This is a genomic window from Pseudoxanthomonas winnipegensis, from assembly GCF_030322905.1.
Taxonomy (GTDB): Bacteria; Pseudomonadota; Gammaproteobacteria; order Xanthomonadales; family Xanthomonadaceae; genus Pseudoxanthomonas_A; species Pseudoxanthomonas_A winnipegensis.
The window spans coordinates 2,345,950-2,369,688 of sequence record NZ_CP095475.1 but is presented as its reverse complement, the minus strand read 5'-3'; the positions used below and the strand labels follow the sequence as shown (position 1 = coordinate 2,369,688).

The 23,739-nt window shown below is 69.7% G+C and carries 15 protein-coding genes; 5 read left to right on the top strand and 10 right to left on the bottom strand.

The features are described 5' to 3' along the window. Positions 1-116: 116 nt before the first annotated feature. The 3 genes from MWN52_RS10515 to MWN52_RS10505 are packed head-to-tail and all read right to left on the bottom strand — an operon-like array spanning position 117 to position 5,271. Complete coding sequence (locus tag MWN52_RS10515; RefSeq protein ID WP_286574605.1) at positions 117-3,326, bottom strand: multidrug efflux RND transporter permease subunit; 3,210 nt, start codon at positions 3,324-3,326, stop codon at positions 117-119. Positions 3,327-3,338: 12 nt separating this feature from the next. Then, a complete protein-coding gene (locus tag MWN52_RS10510; RefSeq protein ID WP_286574603.1) occupies positions 3,339-4,592 on the bottom strand; it encodes an efflux RND transporter periplasmic adaptor subunit in 1,254 nt (417 codons plus the stop codon). 55 nt (positions 4,593-4,647) lie between these two features. Then, entirely contained in the window at positions 4,648-5,271 is a 624-nt protein-coding gene (locus MWN52_RS10505; protein ID WP_425608121.1) for a TetR/AcrR family transcriptional regulator, read from the bottom strand. 312 nt (positions 5,272-5,583) lie between these two features. On the opposite strand from MWN52_RS10505, the gene MWN52_RS10500 reads away from it, so the two are divergent. The 4 genes from MWN52_RS10500 to MWN52_RS10485 all read left to right on the top strand — a co-directional run bounded on the left by MWN52_RS10500 (position 5,584) and on the right by MWN52_RS10485 (position 13,095). Continuing rightward, complete coding sequence (locus MWN52_RS10500; protein WP_286574600.1) at positions 5,584-10,653, top strand: NAD-glutamate dehydrogenase; 5,070 nt, start codon at positions 5,584-5,586, stop codon at positions 10,651-10,653. 116 nt (positions 10,654-10,769) lie between these two features. Continuing rightward, positions 10,770-11,537 (top strand): NAD kinase, encoded by a 768-nt coding sequence (locus tag MWN52_RS10495; protein WP_130518151.1) that lies wholly within the window; start codon positions 10,770-10,772, stop codon positions 11,535-11,537. Positions 11,538-11,666: 129 nt separating this feature from the next. Beyond that, complete coding sequence (locus MWN52_RS10490) at positions 11,667-12,617, top strand: 5'-nucleotidase (protein ID WP_286574598.1); 951 nt, start codon at positions 11,667-11,669, stop codon at positions 12,615-12,617. A gap of 16 nt (positions 12,618-12,633) precedes the next feature. After that, positions 12,634-13,095, top strand: coding sequence for a hypothetical protein (locus MWN52_RS10485; protein WP_286574597.1), 462 nt, complete (start codon positions 12,634-12,636; stop codon positions 13,093-13,095). 27 nt (positions 13,096-13,122) lie between these two features. On the opposite strand, the gene MWN52_RS10480 is transcribed toward MWN52_RS10485, so the two are convergent. Continuing rightward, positions 13,123-13,662, bottom strand: a complete 540-nt coding sequence (locus MWN52_RS10480) for a DUF2939 domain-containing protein (protein ID WP_286574596.1) — start codon at positions 13,660-13,662, stop codon at positions 13,123-13,125. A 139-nt stretch (positions 13,663-13,801) separates the two neighbouring features. Here MWN52_RS10480 and MWN52_RS10475 point away from each other — a divergent pair, with 139 nt between their 5' ends. Beyond that, complete coding sequence (locus MWN52_RS10475; RefSeq protein ID WP_286574594.1) at positions 13,802-14,779, top strand: DUF2268 domain-containing putative Zn-dependent protease; 978 nt, start codon at positions 13,802-13,804, stop codon at positions 14,777-14,779. Positions 14,780-14,792: 13 nt separating this feature from the next. Here the strand turns inward: MWN52_RS10475 and MWN52_RS10470 are convergent, their stop codons facing one another. The 6 genes from MWN52_RS10470 to ptsP form a co-directional block, all read right to left on the bottom strand. Next, entirely contained in the window at positions 14,793-15,479 is a 687-nt protein-coding gene (locus tag MWN52_RS10470; protein WP_286574593.1) for a DUF2461 domain-containing protein, read from the bottom strand. A gap of 66 nt (positions 15,480-15,545) precedes the next feature. Beyond that, positions 15,546-16,988 carry an exodeoxyribonuclease I gene (sbcB, locus tag MWN52_RS10465; RefSeq protein ID WP_286574591.1) on the bottom strand — a complete coding sequence of 481 codons (1,443 nt, stop codon included), beginning with the start codon at positions 16,986-16,988 and terminating at the stop codon, positions 15,546-15,548. Between the two features lie 68 nt (positions 16,989-17,056). Further along, entirely contained in the window at positions 17,057-18,301 is a 1,245-nt protein-coding gene (locus tag MWN52_RS10460) for a carbohydrate porin (protein WP_286574590.1), read from the bottom strand. Between the two features lie 96 nt (positions 18,302-18,397). Continuing rightward, positions 18,398-20,101 carry a PTS fructose transporter subunit IIC gene (locus MWN52_RS10455; protein ID WP_286574588.1) on the bottom strand — a complete coding sequence of 568 codons (1,704 nt, stop codon included), beginning with the start codon at positions 20,099-20,101 and terminating at the stop codon, positions 18,398-18,400. A 43-nt stretch (positions 20,102-20,144) separates the two neighbouring features. Further along, positions 20,145-21,092: a 1-phosphofructokinase gene (gene pfkB / locus MWN52_RS10450; RefSeq protein WP_286574586.1), complete on the bottom strand. Its 948-nt coding sequence runs from the start codon at positions 21,090-21,092 to the stop codon at positions 20,145-20,147. Next, positions 21,089-23,596 carry a phosphoenolpyruvate--protein phosphotransferase gene (gene ptsP, locus MWN52_RS10445; protein ID WP_286574585.1) on the bottom strand — a complete coding sequence of 836 codons (2,508 nt, stop codon included), beginning with the start codon at positions 23,594-23,596 and terminating at the stop codon, positions 21,089-21,091. The genes pfkB and ptsP overlap by 4 nt, the downstream gene beginning before the upstream one ends. Between the last annotated feature and the right edge of the window lie 143 nt (positions 23,597-23,739).

Genomic DNA, 23,739 nt, shown 5'->3' with positions numbered 1-23,739 from the left:
CTCGCCGCCATGGCGGCTCCCACCAAACAAGACCGACCCCAAGCAACACCCGGCCCCAAACAAGAAGCCCCGGTATGGCCGGGGTTTCTTGCGTTTCAGGACCTCAAGGCAGGCGGTCAGTGACCGGCGTGCCCCTGCGGAGTGTCCTGACGCGGCGGCTGGCCGTCCTGCCCGCCGTCCTGGTGCGCGGCCAGGTATTCCTTGGAGGGCTCGTCCATCTTGTCGCCCAGCAGGCGCCGCACCACGATGAAGAACATCGGGATCAGCAGCAGGCCCAGCACCGTCGCGAACACCATGCCGCCGATCACGCCGGTGGAGATGGCGTGGCGCGCGTTGGCGCCGGCGCCGCTGGACAGGGCCATCGGCACCACGCCCATGATGAAGGCGAAGGAGGTCATCAGGATCGGGCGCATGCGCAGGTGCGCGGCGTTGACGATGGCGTCGTGCAGCGTGCGGCCCTGTGCGCGTTCCATCACCGCGAACTCCACGATCAGGATCGCGTTCTTCGCCGCCAGGCCGATCACGGTGATCAGGCCGATCTGGAAGAAGATGTCGTTGGACAGGCCGCGCAGCATGGTGAAGGCCAGCGCGCCCAGGGCGCCCAGCGGCACCACCAGCAGCACCGAGACCGGGATCGACCAGCTCTCGTACAGCGCCGCGAGGCACAGGAACACCACCACCAGCGACAGCACCAGCAGCAGGGTCTGGCTGTTGCCGGCCAGGATTTCCTGGTAGCTCATGCCCGACCAGTCAAAGCCGAAGCCGGCCGGCAGCTTGTCGCGCACGATGCCTTCCATGGTGGCCATGGCCTGACCCGAGGAGCTGCCCGGCGCCGGCGAACCGTTGATGTTGACCGCCGAATAGCCGTTATAGCGCGCCAGCGACGGCGGCAGCGAGGCCCAGCTGGTCGACACCACGTTGGACAGCGGGATCATCGACGGATTGCCCTGCGCATCGCTCTCGGTGCTGCTGGGCACATAGAACTGCTCCAGCGACTCGGGCCCGGTGCGGAAGGGCGCGTCGGCACGCATGTTCACGCGCTTGATGCGGCCACCGTAGAAGAAGTCGTTGACGTACACCGGCGCCAGCATCAGCTGGATCGAGGTGTAGATGTCGCTAACCGACAGGCCCATCGACTGCGCCTGCACGCGGTCGACCTTCAGCTGCAGCTGCGGGGCGTTCTCCAGCGTATTGGGGCGCACCTGCATCAGCGACTTGTCCTGCGAGGCGATGCCCAGCAGCTGGTTGCGCGCGGCCATCAGCGCATCCTGGCCGGCGCCGGTGCGGTCCTGCAGCCACATGTCGAAGCCGCCGAACTGGCCCAGGCCCTGGATGGTCGGCAGGTTGACCACGAAGATCTGCGCGCCCTTGATGCCCTGCAGCGCGCCGTTGGCCTGGCCGATGAACTGCGTGGCCACCGGGCGCTCGTCCCAGGGCTTGAGGCGGATGAAGGCCATGCCCACGTTCTCGCCCTGGCCCAGGAAGCTGAAGCCGGTGATCTGCATCATGCCTTCGAAGCCATCCAGCTTGCCCAGCGTGCCGCGGATCTGGTCCATGACCTCGTTGGTCTTCTGCATCGGCGTCCCCGGTGGGGTCTGCACGATGGCCAGCGCGTAGCCCTGGTCTTCCTCGGGGACGAAGCTGGTGGGGATGCGCGTGAACAGGAAGCCGGTCAGCACCACCAGCACGGCGAACAGCAGCATCCAGCGCGGCGCGTGGCGCACCTGCCGGCCGATCATCCCCACATAGCCCTTCTCGGTCTTGCCGTAGTACTTCTCGAAGGTGCGGAAGACGATGTTCTTCTTCTTCTCGTGGCTGTTCTCATCGTGCTGCTTGAGGAAGCTGGCGCACAGCGAAGGGGTGAAGCCCAGCGCCAGGAACGCCGAGAAGCCCATCGAGATGGCGATGGTCAGCGCGAACTGCTTGTAGATCTCGCCCGAGGCGCCGCCCTGCAGGGCCGAGGGGATGAACACGGCCGCCAGCACCACGGTGATGGCCACCACCGCGCCGGTGATCTGTTCCATCGCCTTGATCGTGGCCTCGCGCGGCGGGAGCTTCTCCTCGGCCATGATGCGCTCGACGTTCTCGATCACCACGATCGCATCGTCCACCACGATGCCGATCGCCAGCACCATGGCGAACATGGTCAGCTGGTTGATGGTGAAGCCGATGATGTCCAGGCCCATGAAGGTGCCCAGCAGCGCCACCGGGATCACCAGGGTGGGGATGATCGTCGCGCGGAAGTTCTGCAGGAAGATCAGCATCACCAGGAAGACCAGGATGATGGCCTCGATCAGCGTGTGGACCACTTCCTCGATGGAGATCTTGACGAAGGTGGTGGTCTCGTACGGCGTGAACCAGGTGACGCCCGGCGGGAAGCTGGCCGCCAGGTCGTTCATCTTGGCCTCGACCGCCTCGTACACGCTCAGCGCGTTGGCGCCGGGCAGCAGCTGGATGGCGAAGGCGCCGACCGGCTTGCCGTTGTACTTGGTGTCAAAGCCGTAGTTCTGCGCGCCGAAGGCCACCCGCGCGACGTCCTTCAGGCGCACGGTCGCACCGTCGTTGTCCGCGCGCAGGATGATGTTCTCGAACTGCTCGGGCTCGGTGAAGCGCCCCTCGGCCGAGACCGTGACCTGGAAGGCCTGGCCTTCCGGCGCCGGGTCCGAGCCCATCGAGCCGGCGGCGAACTGCACGTTCTGCGCCTTGACCGCCGCCAGCACCTGGCTGGCGGACATGTTGTAGCCCTGCAGCTTCAGCGGATCCAGCCAGATGTTCATGGCGTACTCGGAACCGAAGTGCTGGGTGCTGCCCACGCCCGGCACGCGCGAGATCTGGTCGAGCACGCGCGAGGCGATGATGTCGTTGAGGTGGTTGCGGTCGATCGAGGCGTTCTCGGACTGCACGCCGACCACCATCAGGAAGCCGGCGTTGGCCTTGGCCACCACCACGCCCTGCGCGGTCACCTCACTGGGCAGGCGCGGCTGGGCCAGCGACACCTTGTTCTGCACCTGCACCTGAGCGATGTCCGGATTGGTGCCGGTCTCGAAGGTCAGGGTGATCGTGGCGCGGCCCGGGGAGCTGGACGTCGAGCTGAAGTACAGCAGATTGTCGATGCCGGTCAGCTGCTGCTCGATCACCTGGGTGACCGAACGTTCGGTGGTGCTCGCGCTGGCGCCGGGGTAGGTCGCCTGCACGGTGATCTGCGGCGGCGCCACGTTGGGGTAGGACTCGATCCCCATATTGAGGATCGAGATCACGCCGGCCAGCGAGATCAGGATCGCGACGACCCAGGCGAAGACCGGGTGATTGATGAAGAACTTGGGCATGGGGGTGAATCCTTACTTGGCCTGGTCTTGCGCAGGCTGCTGGGTGTCGCCCTGCTTGGCGTCGGCGCCCGCGGCGGCGGCGCCCGCGGCGGCGGGCTGCTGGGGCTTGCCGCCGGCCTGCTGCTGGCTGGCCGCCAGGGCCTGCGCGTAGGGCACGGCCTTGACCTGGCCGCCTTCCTTGGCCTTCTGCAGGCCGACGCCGATCACGCGGTCGCCGGTCTTCAGGCCGCCGGTGACGATCCACTTGTGGTCCACCGGGGTGGTTTCCATCTGCACGTCCTTGCGCACGACCTTGCCGTCGGCACCGACGACCAGGGCGTAGGCGCCGTTGGTGTCGCGCTGGATGGCCTCCTGCGGCACCAGGTACACGCCGCTGCGCGTGCCCAGGTCGGCCTCGACGGTGACGAAGCTGCCGGGCAGCAGCGCCTTGTCGGGGTTGGGCACGGTGGCGCGCAGCGAGACCGTGCCGGTGGCCTGGTCGACCACCACGTCGGAGAAGCCCAGCGTGCCGACCTGGTCGTAGACCTGGCCGTTGGGGAGCTTGATCTTGACCTTGGTGTCCTTGGTGTCGGTCAGGCTGACGCTGCCCTGGCCCTGGGCCTGGCGCAGCGACTGCAGCTCGGAGGAACTCATGGTGAAGTTGACGTAGAGCGGATCGATCTGGTCCACGGTGGTCAGCAGGGTCACGCCCTCGGCGCCGACCAGCGCGCCCTCGGTGACCTGCTGCTTGCCGGCGCGGCCGGAGATCGGCGCGGTGACGTTGGCATAGCCCAGGTTGATCTGGGCGTTGGTCACCGCGGCCTTGGCCTGCTGCAGGGCGGCCGCGGCGCTGCGCTCGGCGGCCTCGGCGTCGTCCAGGTCGGACTGGGACACGTACTGCTGCGGGGCCAGCTTGCGGGCGCGCTCGGCGGCGATGTGCGCGTTGGTGTAGGTGGCCTGGGCCGAGGCCTGCTGGCCCTGGGCCGAGCTGAGGTCGGCCTGCAGCGGCGCCGGGTCGATCTTGAACAGCACCTGGCCTTCCTTCACGTCGGTGCCTTCCTCGTAGACGCGCTTGAGCAGCACGCCGGGCACGCGGGCACGCACGTCGGCGCTGCGCACCGGCGCCAGGCGACCGCTGAGCGCGCGGGTCAGCGGCACGCTGGTCGGCTGCACGTCGATCACGCCCACTTCCGGCGGCGGCGGAGCCTGCTGCTCCTCCTTCTTGCAGGCGGCCAGGGCCAGCATGAGAGCGAGGCTGAGCAGGAGCGGGCGGGTTGGGGCGGTCATGGGAGAGGGCTCCGGAAAAACTGAAGGGTGGTGAGGTGGCAGGAAGTGGGCGGCGCTAGCAGCGGCAGCGGGCGGCGTGTGCGTCGGGCGCGAAGGCGCGCAGGAAGGCCTCGACCGCCCGGCTCGCCCAGGCGCGGCGCGCGGCGGGCAATCGCTGCGGCTCGGCGAAGCGCACGCGCTCCAGGTCCAGGCCGAGCAGCATGCCGAACAGCAGTTCGGCCGACGCGTGCGGATCGTCATGCCTCAGCAGGCCGGCCTGCATGGCCTGGGACAGCCATTGGGCCAGATGCTGATGCAGGCGCTCGCCGCCATCGCGCCAGATGCCGCGGGCTTCGTCGGGGAACTGCGGCGACTCGGCGCTGAACAACCGACAGGCCGCGACCACGTCGGGCTCGGCCAGCCGCTCGAGGTATTCCTCGGCGAAGGCCAGCAGCGGCGCACGCACGCCCTCCTCGAAACTTCCCAGCCGCGCGGTGGTCAGCTGCAACTGTTCGTGCATCAGATCCCGCAGCAGCGCGTGCTTGCTGCCGAACTGCGAATATAGCGTCTGCTTGGAGCAGCCGGCGCGCTGGGCGAGCGCATCCATGCTCACGCGAAAACCTTGCTCGGCCATCAGCGCGCGCATGGCAGTAAAGACCCGCTGGCGTCGCTCGGCTGCGGTCGGAGTGGCGTCAGACAGGCTCATGGGGGCTGGACTATACCGTCCAGTTCAGAATTTGAATACCCCGAAAATGCAGTCGCGACGCGGTTTATCCGCGCTTGTGAAGATCGAGTGATGGGGCGGTGACGGGATCGACATGCAATGACCGTTTATCCGCGCGTCGAGCAAACGCGTCAGCGCGTGACGCACGGCTTCCAAGGCTTGCAAACGCGCTGGAAGTGTGAGCAATCGGCATGCGCTCAGGTCGATTGATCATGATGCCGCGCAACACGAAGGTTTAAGAGAGCAGGCCTACAATGCGCGATTAACTTCCTCGATGTAAGCGACTGTATGAGCACCACCGGCAGCAGGCTCCGCAATAAATCCGCTTCGACCTCCAAGGCCGCCTCGGCCCCGTCCTCAGGCAAGTCCAGCAGCAAGCCCGCCAAGGCCATCGCGCCGTCGGCCAAGCCCGTTCCCGCAACCCTGCCCAAGCCGCGCGCTACGAAGGCCGGCGCGTCCACCCCAGCGTTCTCGCTGCAGCCCATTCACGACGCCTTGAAGACGCTGGTGCCCAGCGCCAAGCGCGAACAGGCCAAGGTCTTCGCCGATGCCTTCTACCGGCGCATGGAGCAGGACGAGTTCCCGCACCACAGCGCGCAGGGCTGGGCCGCGATGGCGGTGGACATGCTGGAGTTCGCGCGCGTGCGCAAGCCCGGCACGGCCAACGTGCGCGTATTCAACGCCAGCGCCAAGGCCAATGGCTGGGAGTCCTCGCACTCGGTACTGCAGATCGTCAACGACGACATGCCCTTCTTGGTCGACTCGGTGAGCATGGCCCTGGCCGGCATGGGCGTGGGCGTACATGTGCTGGGCCATCCGGTGGTGCGTTTCGAGCGCGACAAGTCGGGTAAGGCCACGGCGGTGGGCGAGGGCAAGGCCGAGTCGCTGATGATGCTGGAGATCGACCGCCAGCCGGCCGAGGCGATGCCGCGCATCGAGGCCGAGATCCGCCGTGTGTTGGCCGAGGTGCGTCAGATCGTCGGCGACTGGAGCGCGATGCGCGAGAAGATGCTGGCCGTGGCCGAGGACCTGGCCACGCGCCGCATGCCGGTCTCCGATGGCATGCGCCGCGAGACGCAGGAATTCCTGCAGTGGGCCGCCAACGACCACTTCACCTTCTTCGGCTATCGCGAGTACCGCGTGCAGAAGCAGGGCGGCGAGGAAGTGCTGGTGCCGCAGGAGGACACCAGCCTGGGGCTGATGCGGGGCCATGCCTCGGGCAAGCCGCGCGCGGTGCGCTCGCTGGCCGCCAATCTGCTCAACGAGGCCGGCGAAGCCGAGGCGATGATCCTGACCAAGACCAATGCGCGCGCCACGGTGCATCGCAAGGGTTACATGGACTACATCGGCGTGCTGTCCTTCGACGCCAACGGCCGCATCACCGGCGAGCAGCGCTTCCTGGGCCTGTTCACCTCCAGCGCCTACAACCGCCGCCCGTGGGAGATCCCGCTGGTGCGCGAGCGCCACGAGCACGTCATGCGCCAGTCCGGCCTGTCGCCCAACAGCCATAGCGGCAAGGCGCTGCGCCATATCCTGGAGACGCTGCCGCGCGAGGAGCTGTTCCAGTCGCGCCAGGACGAGCTGGCGCGCACCGCGATGGGCATCCTGGGCCTGCAGGAGCGCGTGCGCAGCAAGCTGTTCCTGCGCCGCGATCGCTACGGGCGTTTCTGGTCGGCGCTGGTCTACGTGCCGCGCGACCGCTTCAACACCCAGTTGCGCCTGCGCATCGAGACGCTGATGAAGGAGGCCCTGCACGGCGACGCGGTCGACACCACCGTGCAGCTGGGCGAATCGCCGCTGGCGCAGTTGCACCTGACCGTGCGCCCGCGCCCGGGCGAGGAGGTCAGCGTCGATGCGGCCGAGCTGGAGTCGCGCCTGTCGCATCTGCTGCGCAACTGGCAGGACGACCTGCGCGAGACGCTGATCCAGCGCCACGGCGAGGCGCGCGGACTGGCGCTGGCGTCCAGCTTCGGCCGGGCGCTGCCGCAGTACTACATCGAGAACGTCTCCACCGAGCTGGCCGCCGACGACGTCGAGCGCCTGGCCCAGCTCAAGGACGCCGACGATCTGCGCCTGAGCCTGTACCGCTCGCCGCGGCACCGTGCCGGCGAGGGCGCGCTGCGCCTGAATCTCTATCGCCTGGGCATCGACATCCCGCTGTCCGACGCGCTGCCGCTGATGGAGAACATGGGCCTGCGCGTGATCTCCGAGCATCCCTTCCGCCTCGATCTGGACGGGCGCGTGGCCTACATCCAGGAGTTCGAGGTCGAGCCGGCCGGCGGCGACATTGACGTGGCCGCGCGTGCGGAGGATTTCGACGAGGCCTTCGCCCGCGTCTGGCGCGGCGATGCCGAGAACGACCGTTTCAACCGCCTGGTGCTGCGTGCCGGCCTGAGCTGGCGCCAGGTCGCGGTGCTGCGCGGTTACACCAAGTACCTGCTGCAGACCGGCGTGCCCTTCACCCAGGCCTCGGTCGAGGACACGCTGGGCCGCTACCCGCTGCTGGCCGCGCTGCTGGTGCGGCTGTTCGAGGTGCGCTTCGACCCGACGCTGGACGGCAAGGCCAAGGCGCGCGACAGCAAGCGTGCGCAGGACGCGGCGCAGGCGCTGCTGGCCCTGGCCGACACGGCCGACGAGGACACGCACAAGGCGCTGCAGGCCCTCGCACAGGCGGCCACCCAGTCGCGCGACGCGCAGACCGAGGCCGTGCATGCGGCCATGCTCAAGCTGCTCGACGGCGTCTCCAGCCTGGACGACGACCGCATCCTGCGCAGCCTGATGGGCACCATCGAGGCCACGCTGCGCACCAGCTACTACCAGGTCGACAAGGGCGGCGCGCCGGCGCACACGATCAGCTTCAAGTTCGATTCGGCCAAGGTGCCCGACCTGCCCAAGCCGCGCCCGTACCGCGAGATCTTCGTCTGCGGCCCGCGCATGGAGGGCGTGCACCTGCGCTTCGGCGCCGTGGCGCGCGGCGGCCTGCGCTGGTCCGACCGCCGCGACGATTTCCGCACCGAGGTGCTGGGCCTGGTCAAGGCGCAGATGGTGAAGAACACGGTAATCGTGCCGGTCGGCGCCAAGGGCGGCTTCTACGTCAAGCAGTCGCCGGCCAGCGGCGAGCGCGACGCGGTCATGGCCGAGGGCATCGCCTGCTACAAGATGTTCATCCAGGGCCTGCTGGACATCACCGACAACATCGTCGGCGGCAAGATCGTGCCGCCGGTGGACGTGGTGCGCCACGACGCCGACGACCCGTACCTGGTGGTCGCCGCCGACAAGGGCACGGCCACCTTCTCCGATATCGCCAACGGCCTGGCCATCGACCACGGCTTCTGGCTGGGCGATGCCTTCGCCTCGGGCGGCTCGGTGGGCTACGACCACAAGGGCATGGGCATCACCGCCAAGGGCGCGTGGGAGTCGGTCAAGCGCCACTTCCGCGCCCTGGGCCGCGACTGCCAGACCCAGGACTTCACCGTGGTCGGCATCGGCGACATGTCCGGTGACGTGTTCGGCAACGGCATGCTGCTGTCCGAACATATCCGCCTGGTAGCCGCCTTCGATCACCGCCACATCTTCCTGGACCCCAACCCGGATGCGGCCAGGTCTTTCGCCGAGCGCGCGCGCATGTTCAAGCTGCCGCGCTCGTCCTGGGCCGACTACGACACCAGGCTGATCTCGGCCGGCGGCGGCGTGTTCCCGCGCACGCTCAAGACCATCCCGCTGAGCCCGCAGGTCAAGCAGGCGCTGGGGTTGGACGCGGGCATCGCCGCGCTGTCGCCGACCGAGCTGCTCAGCGCCATCCTCAAGGCGCCGGTGGACCTGCTGTGGAACGGCGGCATCGGCACCTACGTCAAGTCCGCGCAGGAGACCAATGCCGACGTCGGCGACCGCGCCAACAACGCGCTGCGCGTCAACGGCGGCCAGCTGCGCTGCAAGGTGGTGGGCGAGGGCGGCAACCTGGGCCTGACCCAGCTGGGCCGCATCGAGGCGGCGCAGAACGGCGTGCTGCTCAACACCGACTTCATCGACAACTCCGCCGGCGTGGACACCTCCGACCACGAGGTCAACATCAAGATCCTGCTCGACGGGGTGGTGCGGCAGAAGAAGCTCACCGAAGCGGCGCGCAACGCCCTGCTGGCGAGCATGACCGACGAGGTCGGCCAGCTGGTGCTGACCGACAACTACCGCCAGAACCAGGCGCTGAGCCTGATGGAGCGCATGAGCGTCTCGCGCCTGGGCTCCAAGCAGCACTTCGTGCAGGTGCTGGAGGCGCGCGGCCTGCTGGACCGGCAGATCGAGTACCTGCCCAGCGACGCCGAGTTCGCCGACCGCAAGGCGCGTGGCCTGGGCCTGACCCGGCCGGAGCTGTCGGTGCTGCTGTCCTATGCCAAGCTGGTGGCCTTCGCCGAGCTGCTGCACACCGACATCCCCGAGGATCCGTACCTGTCCAAGGAGCTGCAGCGCTACTTCCCGCAGCCGCTGCAGAAGAAGTACGCCACGCAGATGGAGCAGCACCGCCTCAAGCGCGAGATCATCGCCACCGCGGTGACCAACTCGACCATCAACCGCATGGGCGCCACCTTCCTGCTGCGCATGCAGGAGGACACCGGTCGCGACATCGGCGAGGTCGCCAAGGCCTACACCATCACCCGCGAGACGCTTGACGCGCGGGCGCTGTGGGCGCAGATCGATGCGCTGGACGGCAAGGTGGCCGAGGCGGTGCAGATCGACGCCCTGCAGGTGATCTGGAAGCTGCAGCGCAGCTTCACCCGCTGGCTGCTGACCCGCACCGGGCCGATTCCGGCCATCGCCACGGCGGTGGAGCGCTACCACGCCGGCTTCAACGACATCCGCGCGGCCGACGGCGTGCTGCCCGATTCGCTGCGCCCGGCCTACGAGGCCGCGCTGGCCGACTGGAAGGCCAAGGGCGTGCCCGATGCGCTGGCCGGCCAGCTGGCGGCCCTGCCGTACCTGGAGCCCTCGGCGGACATCATCGAACTGGCGCGTGCGCACAAGCTCTCGGCCGTGGCGGTGTCCAAGGTGTACTACCGCCTGGGCGATGCGCTGCACCTGCCGTGGCTGTTCGCGCAGATCGACGCGCTGCAGGTCGACGGCCGCTGGCATGCGGTGGCCCGTGGCGTGCTGCGCGACGAGCTCTCCGCCCACCTGCGCGCGATGACCGCGCAGGTGCTGGCCCTGCCCGGCGACAGCGCCGAGGCCAAGGTCGGGCGCTGGATGCAGCGCGACGATCCCACCCTGCGCTTCACCCGCTCCATGCTCGACGACATCGCCGCCCAGCGCACGCTGGACTACCCGACCGCCTCGGTCGCGGTGCAGCGCCTGTCGCAGCTGACCTGATCCAGGCCAGCCGAGAAACACACGCGGGGCCGGGTGGCGACACCTGGCCCCGCTTGTTTTGAGTCGGTTGAAGACGCAACACGCGCCGCGGGCGGGCGCCGGGTATCCTTCACCGCATGACCGCGCCGCGCCTTGCCTTCCTCGCCAGCCATACCGAAGCCGCACAGCAGGCCCTGGCCGAACTGAGCCAGCGCTACGGCCAGCATGCCCCCGACCAGGCCGACATCCTGGTGCCACTGGGCGGCGATGGCTTCATGCTGCAGACCCTCCACCGCCACGGCCTGCTCGGCAAGCCGGTGTTCGGCATGAAGCTGGGCACGGTCGGCTTCCTGATGAACCACCACCGCGACGACGATCTGCCCGCGCGCATCGCGGCGGCCGAGCCGACCAAGCTGCGCCCGCTGGAGATGCGCGCGCAGACCGAATCGGGCATCGAGGTGACCTCGCTGGCCTACAACGAGGTCTCGCTGCTGCGCCAGACCCGCCAGGCCGCGCAGCTGCGCGTGGATCTCAACGGCCAGACCCGCATCGAGGAGATGACCGGCGACGGCGTGCTGGTGGCCACGCCGGCCGGCAGCACGGCCTACAACTATTCCGCGCATGGCCCGATCCTGCCGCTGGGCAGCCACACCATCGCCCTGACCCCGATCGCGCCCTACCGCCCGCGGCGCTGGCGCGGGGCCATCCTCAAGGCCGACACCGAGGTGCGCATCCAGGTGCTGGACCCGTACAAGCGCCCGGTCAGCGCCACCGCCGATTCGCACGAGTTCCGCAATGTCACCGAAGTGACCATCCACGAATCGCGCACGCACACCGTGACCCTGCTGTTCGACCCGGAGCACAACCTGGAAGAGCGGATCCTGAGCGAACAGTTTCTGGTTTGAGGCGGGGCCAGCGGCAAGGGCCCAGAGGCCAGAGCCCGCAAAAACACCGCGACCGGCGGCAACCCGACCATTCGCAGCCACTAACCAAATCGTTCTGATCCCAAATCCCGAATCCCGAATCCCTGCTAGATGCCCGACAACAGCCCCCGCCTGCTCACCGTCGCCGTCACCTCGCGCGCCCTGTTCGACCTGGAGGAGAGCCACGCCCTGTGGCAGGCCGAAGGGCTGGACGCGTACGCCGCCTACCAGCGTGCGCACGAGGACGACGTGCTCGGGCCGGGCGTGGCCTTCACCGTGGTGCGCAAGCTGCTGGCGCTCAACCAGGGCGCGCCGGCCGATACGCCGCGCGTCGAGGTGATCCTGCTGTCGCGCAACTCGGCCGACACCGGCCTGCGCATCTTCAACTCGATCCAGCACTATGGCCTGGACATCGTGCGGGCCACCTTTACCGCCGGCGAGCCGACCTGGCCTTACATCAAGCCTTTCGGCACCGATCTGTTCCTGTCGGCCAACCCCGACTCGGTGCGCAGCGCGCTCAGCCACGGCATCGCCGCGGCGACCATCCTGCCCAAGCCTCCGGGCGAACGCGCCGAGGAGGCCGCTGCGGCGGCGGGGGAACTACCGGCGGGACGGCTGTCCAACCAGCTGCGCATCGCCTTCGACGGCGATGCGGTGATCTTCGGCGACGAGAGCGAACGCATCTCGCGCGAGCAGGGCGTGGAAGCCTTCGGCCGCCACGAGCAGGAGAAGGCGCGCGAACTGCTCTCCGGCGGCCCGTTCCGCGGCTTCCTCGCCGCGCTGCATCAGCTGCAGGCCGCCTTCCCGCCCGGCGAGCACGCGCCGATCCGCACGGCCCTGGTCACCGCACGCTCGGCGCCGGCGCACGAGCGCGTGATCCGCACCCTGCGCGAGTGGGGCGTACGCCTGGACGAGGCGCTGTTCCTGGGCGGCCGGCACAAGGGCCCATTCCTGGCCGCCTTCAGCGCCGACATCTTCTTCGACGATTCCCAGCACAACATCGACAGCGCCCATCCGCACACCGCGGCGGGGCATGTGCCGCATGGGGTGGCGAACGAATAGGTGCGGAGCGTGATCAGTGACGGTCCATCGGCTTGAAATCTTCGCGGATTATTTCCAGTTCTATCTGCAGGACGAATGCTCGTCGGGCGACCTGTCGGCCGCTTGGGACCAGCCTGCGGTGGACAGGATGTTGGCGGTGTCGTCTGGCGTCGTGGGCATCCGCACGGTCCGCAACGTGACCGTCCCGGTGGAACTGGAAATACTTGAATCCGAACCCCGGCCGGACCTCGATGGGTCCGACCAAGTCGTGCAGGGCACGCTGGTTCTTCAAAGCTCGCGGCTCATCGTGGCAGGCTGGGCTGACGATCTTGCCGATGCGCCGCGCTTTGATGTCGCGCCAGGCCCCTATCGCGTGATGCTGTCTGCGTCAGGTCTGACCACATTGTCCCCGGACGGTCTCGAGGGCGAAGACCGCTATCTGGTTCAGCTTTGGCCGGCCTCGCCGATTGATCCTTTCGTACTCAAGCAACACGCCTGACGTCGAGATCTGGCCCTATCCGGGGCGTTATAGAGGCAAGCGGATGTCCGTCAGCTTCCACACCAGGCCCTGGCGCTCGAACACGAAGGTGATCGGGGCGCCGCTGTCGGTGTGGGTGGTGGCGGTGAAACGCGAGAGCGACGCGTAGTGGTGCTCGGCACCCTTGAGCGGTTCGGCCGGCGCGGGCGGGCCGTAGGTATCGCCGTTGGCGGTGTCGCCGAGGGCGCGCTTCCAGACCGAGCGTCCCTGCAGGAGCGCGGCGATGCCGGTCGGGGTGACCATGGCATCGACGCCGACCCCTGCCGCGCCGCCGGCCAGCGAGAGCGCCAGCGCGCCAAGAAAGCTGGACTGCGCGTCCACGCCGGCGGCGCGGACCATGCGGTCCTGCAGCTTCGCGCGCAGATTGAAGCGCAGGGTGGGGAAGTCGACGTAGCGGTCCAGCTTGCCGGTGTCCTGCTCGGCCAGCGCGTCGCGGATGCCGTGGATGGCGATGTACGGCCCGGCCGCGACGAAACCCGCCAGCAGCAGCAAGGCCAGCAGGGGCACAGCCAGCATCCACTTTCGCATCGTGTTACCCGGCGCTTGGAGTGAGTTGAAGAGTACAGAGCGCGGCAGGTGGTGCCGTCAAGGCGCGTGGCGCGAGGGCTTGTGATCGAAGGCGGCCGATGGAACCATAGTCCGGTTCCATGCGAACCCGGGGATCTGCATGTCGAAGTTGGGGTGGGGACTGGCGCTGGCCTTGGCTTGCACCGGTGTGGCGACGGCGGCGGTGCCGGCTGGTCAACGGATCGAGGTCGTCGACCGCGATGTCGCACTGTTCTGGCAGGCCTACGATCAGGTCAAGGGTCTTCCGGACCGGGCGCAGCAGATCCAGGTGCTGCAGACGACCTATCTGGATCGCGGCAGCCCGGGGCTGGCGGCCTTCGCGCTCGCCAAGGACTACGACGCGGCGACCTATGTCGATGCGATCCGCGCCTATCCGCGCTATTGGGACTCGGTGCGGCCTCGCACCGCCCTGGCCGGGGCGGCGATGGACAAGGTGCAGCACCACCTGCGGCGCTTCGCGCAGCTGTATCCGGCGCTGAAGCCGGCCGGCATCTACTTCGAGGTCGGCGCGCTGCGATCTGCCGGCACCACGCAGGAGGACAAGGTCCTGATCGGGGTGGAGATGGCCACCGGCGATGAGCGCGTGGACCTGTCGCAGATGCCCGAGCGCCTGCAGCGCTTCTTTCGCGGCTATTTCGCCAGCCGGCCGCTGGAGAACCTGGACCTGCTGGTGATCCACGAGACCGTGCACACCCAGCAGCGTGGCGCACGCGCCAGCCTGCTGGCCCAGGCGGTCTATGAGGGCGTCGCGGACTTCGTGGCCGAACAGGTGACCGGCCGCCTTCCGGACCTGCCTTATGTCGCCTACGGGCCTGCGCATGACGCCGCGATTCGCGCGGCCTTCCGCAAGGACATGGGCGGCAACGACTACAGCGCCTGGCTCTACAACAACACCGACAACGGCTTCGGCACCCGCGACCTGGGCTATTACGTCGGCTATGCCATCTGCCAGGCGAACTATCGCCGCAGCGCGGACAAGGCCAAGGCGCTGGCCGAGATGATCGAGCTCGACTATGCCGACGCCGCGGCCGTCCAGCGCTTCGTCGATGCCTCGGGCTACTTCGCGCAGGATTCCTAGCGCGCCGGGACCTTCAGAACTCCAGGTCCAGCGCCGCGCACAGATAGTCCATGAAAGGACCCAGCGCGACCAGATCCGTGGCCAGGGTCTGGCGCAGCCGCGGCCCGGTCATCGTCGCATCGTCCAGCGAGCGCCAGAACACGAAGTTCTTGTGCTTGAGATCGTCGATGAACTCGAACTCGGCCGGGAACCCGCGCGGCGCACGGCTGAGCATCTCCGATTCCTCGAACTCGAAGCGCTTGCGGAAGGCCGGCGCATGCGCGGCGGCCTTCCAGGTCATCGGGTTGTCGAAGATGAACTGCCGCAGCTTGCGCAAGGTGTCGGGCTCCGGGTGCCACAGGCCGGCGCCGACGAAGCTCTCGCCCGGCTGCAGGTGCACATAGAACGAGGGCGCGGGCACCTGCTTGCGGCGCTCGTGGTACAGCCGCGCGCCCTGCCAGAGCTTGTAGGGCGACTTGTCGTTGGAGAAGCGCGCATCGCGATAGATGCGGAACAGAGAGCCGCCGACCGTCTTCGGGTCGGAGCGGAACTTGTCGCTGACCGCGGCCAGATCCGGCTGCAGGTCGGTCAGCAGGCGCAGGAACGGCTGGCGGACATGATCCTCGTACTGCTGCTTGTGCGCGGCGAACCAGGTCTTGTCGTTGTGGCGCGCCAGCGCCTTGAGGAACTTGAAGCTGGCGTCGGAGAAATAGGGGCTCATGCAGCGAACGGGTCTCGGATCAGGTCGGTAGCGTGGCGGCCGGGCGGCTAAGGCGGCGTGCAGAGGTTACAGCCCGATCTGCAGTTCACGCCCCCAGACCTCCAGGCGGTCCAGCAGCACCTGCTTGGCGCCGTCGGTGGTGGGCTCGGCGCGCAGCTGCGCGATCTGCGCGAAATAGTCGGGCAGGCTCTGCTCGGCCAGCACGGTGCCCGGTGCCAGGCGGGCGCGGCGGTAGTCGTCCCAGCGTGCGCGTTCGGCGGCGTCGAGCGTCTCGGGCCAGTTGCGGGCCCGATAGCGGAACAGCAGCTCCTGCAGCCGCCCATCCTTGAAGCCGAAGTCGCGCGTGCCCAGCTGCGCCGGCGGGGTGCCGCGCACCTCGGCCAGCTTGCGCCGCTCGCCCTCGGCCAGGAAGCCGTGGTACAGCGAGGCATCGGCGTCCGGCGTCTCCTGCGCGCGCTCGCTGGCGAACACCTGACGCACTTTCTCGGCCACCGCGGGCGCATGCGCGCGCAGCAGGTCGGCCTGGGCCTGTACGGCCTCGGGGACGATGCCCAGGCGCGCGAAGTCGTCCGCGCGCAGGTAGTGCCAGGGCACCAGGGCCGGGCAGCGGTTGAGGTGCACTTCCTTGAGCGGCACGCGGCGCACGTCCTCGGGCAGGTCGCCGCGCGGGGTATAGAGCCGGTCGGCGATGTCCTGCGCATCCAGGTCCAGCAGCGCCTGGGCATCGCCGTCCAGGTCGAGCACGATGACGCGGCTGTCGATGCGCGGATGGCGCGCCACCGGCAGTACCGGCGCGGCGCACAGGCGCTGGGCCGGATAGCGCTGCGAGACGTGCAGCAGCGGCGTCATCCCGACGGTGTCCATCAGGCCGGCGGCGAAGCGCTTGTTGCGCAGCTGCAGCGCGTAGTCCCACAGGCGCGGCTGCGCGCGGCGCATGGCGCGGGCGATGCCCAGCGTGGCGCGCACGTCGGACATGGCCTCGTGCGCCTCGCCGACGCGCACGTCGTTGGCCAGGGCCAGGTGTTCGAGCTTGAACGAGGTGCCCTTGCCGTCCTCGCGCTGCGGCCAGTGCACGCCTTCCGGGCGCAGCGCATGGAACAGCCGCGCCACGTCCAGCAGGTCCCAGCGGCAGTTGCCGCCGCGCCACTCGCGCTCGTAGGGATCGAAGAAGTTGCGGAACAGTCCGTGGCGCACGAACTCGTCGTCGAAGCGCAGCGTGTTCCAGCCCAGCGTGCAGGTCTGTGGCCGCGCCATCTCCTCGAAGATGCGCGCCATCGCCTCGCACTCGCGCACCCCGTCGGCCAGCGCCTGCTGCGGGGTGATGCCGGTGATCAGCGTGGCGATGGGCGAGGGCAGCAGGTCGTCGGCCGGCCGCACGTAGAAGGTGACCGGGTCCTCGATCGGGTTCAGCGCCGCATCGGTGCGCTGGGCGGCGAACTGGGCGATGCGCGTGCGGCGGGGGTCCTGACCGAAGGTCTCCAGGTCGTAGAAGAAGAAGCTCTCAGCCATTGCGGATACGGCGCGACGAACGGCCGCACAGTATGCCGCCGGCGCACACCGGCGGCCGAGTGCCGCGCTTAGAGACTGAGATCGAACCTCAGTCCCGCGACCCAGGCATTGGGCAGGTCCTGCAGGCGGCCGGGCGCGTTGAACTGGTCCGGATGCATCACGTAGTGCAGGCTGGGCGCGATGCGCAGGTGCGGATTGACCGCAAAGCCGTAGCTCAGCTCCATCATCGTCTGGCCGCTTTGCGGGGTGCCGACGCCGCCGGCCGCGGCGCGGGCCAGGCGCAGGTTCTCCAGCGCCGCATCGCTGTACTGCTGGCGGGTGACCACCAGCGCGACATCGTCGTGCGGGCGGCTGGCGAAGGTGCCCTTGTGCACCAGGCCGGCCTGGGCGAACCAGTCCTCGATCAGCTGGCCCGAGGTGCCCTTGAGCACGGCGCCGAACAGGGCCAGCCCGTGCGTGGCGTCTGGCCCGCTGACCTGCTGCTCGAAGCGCGCGTACACGCCGGAGCGGCCATGCCGGCTGGCGTAGTCCTGGCCGCTCAGCACCGCCGGCGTGCCGGCGGCGTCGTACAGCGGATCGCGGTAGGGGGCGTTGTCCTGCCAGCCGCCCAGTTCGTACATCGCCTTGTGGCGCGCATCGGCCGAGCTCTGCCAGCCGACCGCGTAGGGCACGATCCAGCCGGTCGCCTCGCGCGTGCTCCAGCGCAGGCCGTGCTCACCGTCCTTCGCCTGGCTAGGGTCCACCTGATAAGCGCCGACGTGCACGTAGACCTGCGGCGTCACCCAGGCCTTAGCGTCGGCCATCCAGCTGGAGACCGGCCACCAGGTGAAGCTGCTGGTCCGGAACACGTAGGTCGGATTGCCGCAGGCCGAGTTGCCCTGAAAGTACTGGCACAGGTCCGAGCCCAGGAAGTGGATGTTGGCCACGCTGCGCCCGGCCTCGAGCACCAGGCGGTCGTCGAGCAGCTTCTGTTCCAGCGTCAGGTTGGCCAGGCGCGTGCCTTGGCCGCCGTAAATCTCCTGCACCGAGGTGCTGTTGCCCAGGCTGCTGTTGACCAGGTTGGTGCCATGCCGGTTGATCACATAGGCCTTGAGCGTGGCGCCGGACCAGCCGAAGGCCTTGTCCAGATCGACGTCCACACCGGCCATCGCCTGGCCCGCGTAGGCGCTGCCCGAACCCTCGCCGCCGTCGAGCATCGCGGCGGCCTCGCCGGTGTAGGACAGTTTGGGCGTCACCGCCTCCTGGGCATGGGCCAGGGGAGCGAGAGCCAGGGTGAGCGCGGCCGGCAGCACGCGATGGAGGAGGGTGGACATGCGTCGGGTTCCTGATCAGGAGAACGGCGTGGGTAAGAACGCGCGGCTGCGGCGCCGCGCGAGGCAGTCGAAGCGAAACGGGTCGGCGCGGGCGGGTCAGCCCTTGGCCACGACCGGCTTCTTGAACAGGCGCAGGGCCACGGCCGTGACGACCACGCCCACGACCAGGGCCAGCAGATAGGTGCCCAGGTGGGTCACCGCATTCGGGATCGGCAGGACGAACACGCCGCCATGCGGCACCTTCAGCTCGGCGCCGGCCGCCATCGAGATCGCGCCGGCCACGGCCGAGCCCAGCACCAGCGCGGGGATGGTGCGCAGCGGATCGCGCGCGGCGTAGGGGATGGCGCCCTCGGTGACGAAGGCCAGGCCAAGCACGCCGGCCGCACCGGCGGTGCCGCGCTCCTCGGCGGTGAAGCGATTGCGGAACAGCCAGGTCGCCAGCGCGATGCCCAGCGGCGGGGTCATGCCGCCGATCATGGTCGCGGCCATCGGGGTATAGACCTGGCTGGAGATCAGCGCGGTCGAGAACGCGTAGGAGGCCTTGTTGACCGGCCCGCCCATGTCCACGGCCATCATTCCGCCCAGCAGCAGGCCCAGCAGGATGGCGCTGGTGCCCTGCATGCTGCGCAGCCACTCGGTCAGCCAGGTCAGCAGGTGCGCCACCGGCGTGCCGATCACGTACATCATCAGCAGGCCGACCAGCAGCGTGCCCAGCACCGGCAGGATCAGGACCGGCTTGAGCCCCTGCAGGCTGCGCGGCAGGCGCAGCACGCGGTTGATCCAGGCCACGCCGTAGCCGGCGACGAAGCCGGCCAGGATGCCGCCGATGAAGCCGGCGCCCATGTTCGCCGCGACCACGCCGCCGATCATGCCCGGCGCGATGCCCGGCCGGTCGGCGATCGAGTAGGCGATATAGCCGGCCAGCGCCGGCACCATCAGCAGGAAGCCGCCCTTGGCGCCGATCTGCAGCAGGGTCCAGGCCAGCGTGCCGCGATTGGCATCGTCGCCAGCGTAGATGCCGCCGATGGCGAAGGCCAGCGCGATCAGCAGGCCGCCGGCGGTGACGAAGGGCAGCATGAACGACACGCCCGTCATCAGGTGCTTGTACGGGCCGGCGCTCTTGGTCTTCTCGCTCGGTGCGGCCTGCTCGGCGCCGCCGGCCTGCACGCTGGCCTCGGCCAGCGCCTTGCGGATCAGTGCCTGGCCATCGTTGATTGCGGGCTTGGTGCCGCTCTTGAACACGCGCTTGCCGCCGAAGCGCGACAGCTCCACCTCGCGGTCGGCGGCGATCAGGACCACGTCGGCCTGGGCGATCTCCTCCGCGGTGAGCGTGTCCTGCGCGCCGACCGAGCCCTGGGTCTCCACGCGCAGGTGGTAGCCCAGCGCCGCGGCGGCCTGCTGCAGGCCCTCGGCGGCCATGAAGGTGTGCGCGATGCCGGTCGGGCAGGAGGTGATGGCGACGATGTGCTTGCTGGCCTGCGCCGCCGGCGCGGCGGCGGCCGCGCCGACCCAGCCGGCCAGCACGCCTTCGGGATCGTCCAGCACCGCATCCAGGCCGACCTCGGTGATCGCGGCCTGGCCGAAGCGCGCGCGCTCGGCATCGCCGTCGCCGACCAGCAGCACGGCGCTGGCACCGGCGCATTGCGCGGGCTGCAGCGCCCCGGTGATGCCCTGGTCGCTGCGGATCTCCACGGCCGGCTCCAGGCCGCGCTGACGCGCCGCCCGGCGCAGCGCCTCGGCGGCGAGGACCGCCTCGGTGCTGCGCGCGCCGGCAGCGATGACCACGATGGAAGCTTGCATGGGAGAACTCCTGGGACTCTGGGATGTGCCGGGCCGCGAAGGGTCAGGCCACGCGTTCGATCTGGACCTCGCCGGCCCAGGCGCGGACCTGGGCCGGATCGAGCCGGCGGGCATCGCCGCTGTGCAGGCGGCTCATGGAAAAGGCGGTGGCCCGCTGCGCGCAGCCGGCCAGGCCGAAGGACGGCTCCAGCAGCGACGCGGCGATGCCGGCCACCATCGCGTCGCCCGCGCCGACGGTGCTGCCATCGGCCAGGCGCGGCGGCCGGGCGAGCAGGGCGCCGCTGCGGTCGAGGAACAGGGCCCCGTCGCTGCCCATCGAGATGGCGACCAGCGACACCCCGCGCGCCAGCAGGGCGCGGCCGGCGTCCAGCACCGCCTCGCGGTCGTCCAGGGACTGGCCGGTCCAGGCTTCCAGCTCGTGGCGGTTGGGCTTGACCGCGAACGGCACCGATTCGCCGTCCAGCGCGGCCACCAGCGCCGGGCCGCTGCTATCTAACAGCACGCGCGCGCCGGCCGCCTGCACCTGGGCCTGCAGCTGCGCCCAGGCGGTGGGCGGCAGGCCGGCCGGCAGGCTGCCGGACAGGACCACCGGCATCTGCGGCGTCAGCAGCGCCGCCAGGCGCTGGCCGACGGCGTTCAGGGCGCCGGCGTCCAGGCACAGGCCGGGCAGGTTGATGTCGGTGGTGCGGCCGTCCTTTTCCACCAGCTTGATGTTGGTGCGGGTCAACCCCGGCACGCGCAGGCAGGCATCGGCAATGCCGCGCAGCTCGAACAGGCCGCGGAACACCGCCTCGTTGTCCACGCCGATCACGCCCAGCGCCGTGGTCGGAATGCCCCAGTCGGCCAGGCAGGCGGCCACGTTGATGCCCTTGCCGCCGGCGTCGTCCCGGCTGCGCCCGGCGCGGTGCACGTGGCCAGGCTCCAGCGTGTCCAGCCGAACGGTCTGGTCGATCGCCGGATTCAGGGTGACGGTCAGCACGCGTGGGCTCATGCGCCGGCTCCCTCGAGCGCGCGCACCTGGCTGGCGTCGGCGCAGGCCAGGGCCTGTTGCGCCAGCGCCTGCAGATCGGTCAGCGCCGCGGCGCGCAGGCGCGCCTTGACCGCCGGGATGTCGTTGGGCGTCATCGACAGCTCGTCCACGCCCAGGCCGGCCAGCAGGCAGGCGCCGAACGGATCGCCGGCCAGACCGCCGCACACGCCGACCCAGCGCCCGTGCGCGCGGGCGCCTTCGACCGTACTGTGGATGGCGCGCAGCACGGCCGGATGCAGGCTGTCGGCCTCGGCCGCCAGCTCGGGGTTCTGGCGGTCGATCGCCAGCACGTACTGGGTCAGGTCGTTGGTGCCGATGGAGAAGAAGTCGGCGTGCTGGGCCAGCAGATCGGCCTGGGCGGCCGCGGCCGGCACCTCGATCATGATGCCGATCGGCACCTGCGGGGCGTCCAGCTCGGCGCGCAGCCGCTCGCAGATGCCGCGCAGGGCGACCAGCTCGGGCACCGAGGTGATCATCGGGAACATGATCGACAGGCGCGCGCCTTGGGCGGCGGCGCGGTACAGCGCGCGCAGCTGGGGTTCGAGCAGGTCGGGGCGGCGCAGCAGCAGGCGCGCGCCGCGCACGCCCAGGAACGGATTCTCCTCGTGCGGCAGCTCCAGGTGCGCCACCTGCTTGTCGCCGCCGATGTCCAGGGCGCGCACGATCAGCGCGCGCCCGTCCAGCGCGGCGGCCATGGCCACATAGGTCTGGAACTGCTCTTCCTCGTCCGGCGTGCTGCTGCGCTCCAGGAACAGGAACTCGGTGCGCATCAGGCCCACGCCCTCGGCGCCTTGCTCCAGCGCCAGCGGCACCTGGTCGGGCAGGTTGACGTTGGCGCCGATGTCGATGCGATGGCCGTCGGTGGTCTGCGCCGGCTGCGCTCGCTGCTGGGCCTCGCGTTCGCGCACCTGGCGCTGCTCGTCGATCCAGGCGCGCGCGGCGGCCAGGTCGTTGGCCGAGGGCGACAGGTACAGGCGCCCGCTGTTGCCGTCGAGGATGGCCGCGGTGCCCGGCGCCACGGCCAGCAGGTCGGCGCCGCCGGCCACCAGCGCCGGCACGCCGAGCGTGCGCGAGAGGATGGCGGTATGCGAGGTCGGGCCGCCCTGCGCGGTGGCCAGGCCGAGCACGCGCTGCGGATCCAGGTTGGCCGTGTCCGACGGCGACAGGTCGGCCGCCAGCAGGATGCAGGGATGGTCGGGCAGGTCGGCCAGGCCGCCGCCGGCGGCGCTGGGATCGAGCTGGGCCAGCACGCGCCGGCCGACATCGCGCAGGTCCGCGGCGCGTCCGGCCAGCACCGGGTTGCCCAGCGCCGCCAGGCCCGAGGCGGTCTGTTCGATGGCCTGATGCCAGGACCAGGCCACGCCGTGCCCTTCGACCATCAGCTGGCAGGCGCGGGTGATGAGATCAGTGTCGTCCAGCAGCGCGCCCTGGGCCTTGAAGATCGCCGCGTCCGCCGCGCCGAGCCGGCGCTGGGTGTCGTCCTCCAGCGCCCGCAGCTGCTGGCGGGTCCGGCTGAGCGCCTGATGCAGCTGCGCGCCGCCTTCGCCCAGCGGCGTGGGGCGGTCGGCCACCTCGGTCTGCGCGCCGGCCAGCACATGCACCGGCGCGATCGCCAGGCCGGGGCTGGCGCCGATGCCGACGATGGCCGCCTGCGCCTCGGGCGGGGTCCAGCCGTTGACCGGCGCGGCGCGGCGCTGGGCGGCGCGTTCGGCGTCGGCCTTCTCCTGCAGGATCAGCCCGTCCATCGCCTTGCGCAGGGCGGCCAGGGCGGGCTCGGCGTCCTGACCCTCGGCCGAGACCACGATCGCGTCGCCCTGGCGCAGGCCCAGCTGCAGCAGCGCCACCAGGCTCTTGGCGTCGGCCGCCTGGTCGCCGGCACGGACCTGCAGGCGCGCCACGAAGCGGCGCGCGGCCTCGGCCCAGCGCGTGGCGGGGCGCGCATGCAGCCCGTTGGGGTAGGCGATGGTCCAGTCGAAGCGATGCTCCAGGTCGCTGACCGGCGCGGCCGGCTGGCTGGCCGTCTCGCCGGACAGCGCGGCGACGATCTGGTCCGCCTCGGTGGTGGTGAACAGGCGCTGCAGCGTCGCCTCGTCCTGGATCAGCCGCGTCAGCCGGCGCAGCAAGGTGATGTGCGTGTCGGACTGGGCGGCGATGCCGACCACCAGATGGGTGATCTGGCCCGGATTCCATTCCACGCCCTGCGGCAGCTGCAGCACGGCGATGCCGTCGCGGCGCACCAGGTGACGGTCCTCGCCCAGGCCGTGAGGAATGGCCACGCCGTGCCCGAGGAAGGTGTTCGCCAGCTCCTCGCGACGGGACATGCTGGCCTGGTAGCCCTCGGCCACGCAGCCGCCCGCGGTGAGCAGCTGGGCGACCTGGGCGATGGCATCGGCCTTGTCGCGGGCCTGGGCATTGAGGCGAACGAGTTCCAGCGCGACCGGCGCGGGGGAGGGTTGTGGCGACACGAGGAACTCCAAGCAGATCTCTTGGGACGCAATTGGGAACGTTCCCAGCCAAAATTTCAATGTGCACTGCACAAAAGCCAAAAGCCGCGGCCGCGCTACGCTGTGGCCAGGCCACGGCAGCCGGCAACGGCGAGTAAGCGAGG